This window comes from Clostridium sp. CAG:43 (assembly GCF_000434655.1).
Classification (GTDB): domain Bacteria; phylum Bacillota; class Clostridia; order Lachnospirales; family Lachnospiraceae; genus Otoolea; species Otoolea fessa.
In genome coordinates this window covers 18,811-20,831 of sequence record NZ_FR895078.1, presented here as the reverse complement: position 1 = coordinate 20,831, position 2,021 = coordinate 18,811, and the positions used below count along the sequence as shown (strand labels likewise).

Below are 2,021 nucleotides of genomic sequence, written 5' to 3'. Positions count from 1 at the left end.
GCTGGATCTGAATCCCGCCGATCCGCAGCCAGCGGGTCGCGCCCTTGGTGGTACGTCCAAACAAAAGAACTGCCGCCAGCATTCCGGCACAGACCACATAGATAAGCGTGGTAAATCGGAAATACTGATGGTAATCAATCAAAGACAGAACCAGACAGATAATCAGGGATACAACCACTCCGATAATCTGTTTTATCACAGAGGAACGGTCCTGATTGCTGGCGCTCCCGACAACCAAAATGCCGAGAACACTCAGCAGAATCATATAAATGAGGGCTCGAAAGTTGTAATTTCTAAATTGGTAATCGAATATCATGCTGTAAATGGCTCCTTAAAGTAAGAACCGGCACCGACGCACAGACCGCCGGGAATACCTCCGCCGGCTGTTCTGAGGATGTCCTCAGAATCCGGAGTGTCACATCCCCCGGATCAATCTCCAGATAACGTGACACGCTCCTCAGGAAATCTGCGCGAATCAGATCCAGAAGTTCCGGCGAACAGCCCGCCCGATCGGCAGTCAGAAGGTGTTTTAAACGCTTTCTGGCTATCTCGCCGGAATTCTTTTTCGTAAACAGTTCTGCAATCAGAATCATATCGTCCCCTCCTATGCACGTTTGAGGAAGCCGGATATCCGGGACCAGAAGCCCGGAGACGCATCAAGCTGTATAAATGGTACCGATTCTCCAAGTATTCGTTTGCATATGTTTAAATATGCCTGCCCGGCATATCCATTCATGCCGACCAGCGGTTCGCCCTGATTCGTGGATATAACGATATCCTCATCGTCCGGGACTGTGCCAATCACAGGGACAGACAGAATATCCATCACATCATCCACCGACATCATATCGCCCCGGCGCACCATATCGCTCCGGATCCGGTTGATGATCAGGTCCATACGCCCGACCCCGGATGCTTCTAAAAGTCCGATGATCCGGTCAGCATCCCTTATCGCGGATACCTCCGGTGTCGTGACAATCAGTGCCCGGTCCGCCCCGGCGATCGCATTACGAAAGCCCTGCTCAATCCCGGCGGGACAGTCAAGCAGTATGTAATCAAACTCTTCTCTTAAGTCTTCTACTAATTTTATCATCTGCCCCGGACTCACGGACGACTTGTCCCGCGTCTGGGCGGAAGGTAATAAGAACAGGTCAGGATATCTTTTGTCTCGAATCAGCGCCTGCTTCATCCGGCAGTTTCCCTCGATCACATCGACCAGATTGTAGATAATCCGGTTTTCCAGTCCCATGACGACATCCAGGTTTCTCAGACCGATATCGGTGTCGATGAGAACCACCCGTTTGCCAAGCATGGCAAGCCCGGTGCCGACGTTCGCTGAGGTTGTCGTTTTGCCGACGCCTCCTTTTCCGGAAGTAATAACGATAACTTCGCTCATAGGAACATCCTCCTGTATTCTGTTTTACCATTTTATTCTACTCTAAAAAGTAGAATAATTCCAGTCTTAAATCCATTAAATACGCTAAATAAAATGAAAATAATCTAAAAAACTTTTTTTGACCGATTCTACCTCAATGTTTCCATCGGATACCGATGCAATCATCGGTCCGCGCCCCATCTTTTTACCCTGGCTGCGCGTTTTGGCTGTCAGATCAGCAATCCGAAGGTGCATCGGCGACATCTCCAGCGCGGTAATCACCGCGTCCTCACTTCCCGCCGCCCCAGCATGGGCGGAACCCGCCAGCGTGCCAAGAACGACGATATTGCCCCGTGCGCTGACACGCGCGCCGCGCTCCACATCCCCGATGATCACGATGCTCGCATCGGATTCCAGCAGATCGCCCCGGGATAAATTACCTTTATAGAATTGTCCCGTCCGGGCAGTCAGCTCCATCAGCCGCTCGGTCAGCGCCTTTTCACAGCGGGCGATGCGGTTAGCGTCAGTATCCAGCAGACAGAGAATCTCTATCTGGGAATTGGCGGTAATCGCATCCGTCACCTGTAGTTCCTCGATTGGGGTCAGTTCTCTCCCCTCCAGGGTCAGCGTCATCTGGGCGGATCCC

The 2,021-nt window shown here is 51.7% G+C and carries 4 protein-coding genes; all 4 read right to left on the bottom strand.

The features are described from left to right. Window positions 1-265, bottom strand: a 265-nt coding sequence (locus QVO97_RS06235) for an FtsW/RodA/SpoVE family cell cycle protein (protein ID WP_369678388.1), incomplete at its 3' end; no start/stop codon positions are given. Between the two features lie 28 nt (window positions 266-293). After that, window positions 294-593, bottom strand: coding sequence for a cell division topological specificity factor MinE (locus QVO97_RS06230; RefSeq protein WP_022359516.1), 300 nt, complete (start codon window positions 591-593; stop codon window positions 294-296). A gap of 11 nt (window positions 594-604) precedes the next feature. Next, window positions 605-1,396 (bottom strand): septum site-determining protein MinD, encoded by a 792-nt coding sequence (gene minD, locus QVO97_RS06225; protein ID WP_022359515.1) that lies wholly within the window; start codon window positions 1,394-1,396, stop codon window positions 605-607. Between the two features lie 84 nt (window positions 1,397-1,480). Continuing rightward, a partial coding sequence (locus QVO97_RS06220; RefSeq protein WP_288189153.1) for a septum site-determining protein MinC occupies window positions 1,481-2,021 on the bottom strand: 541 nt, incomplete at its 5' end.

Bases quoted from the DNA above. Each gene is read 5' to 3' on its own strand.
- QVO97_RS06230 (WP_022359516.1), bottom strand. From the start codon at position 593: ATGATTCTGATTGCAGAACTGTTTACGAAAAAGAATTCCGGCGAGATA.
- minD (WP_022359515.1), bottom strand. From the start codon at position 1,396: ATGAGCGAAGTTATCGTTATTACTTCCGGAAAAGGAGGCGTCGGCAAA.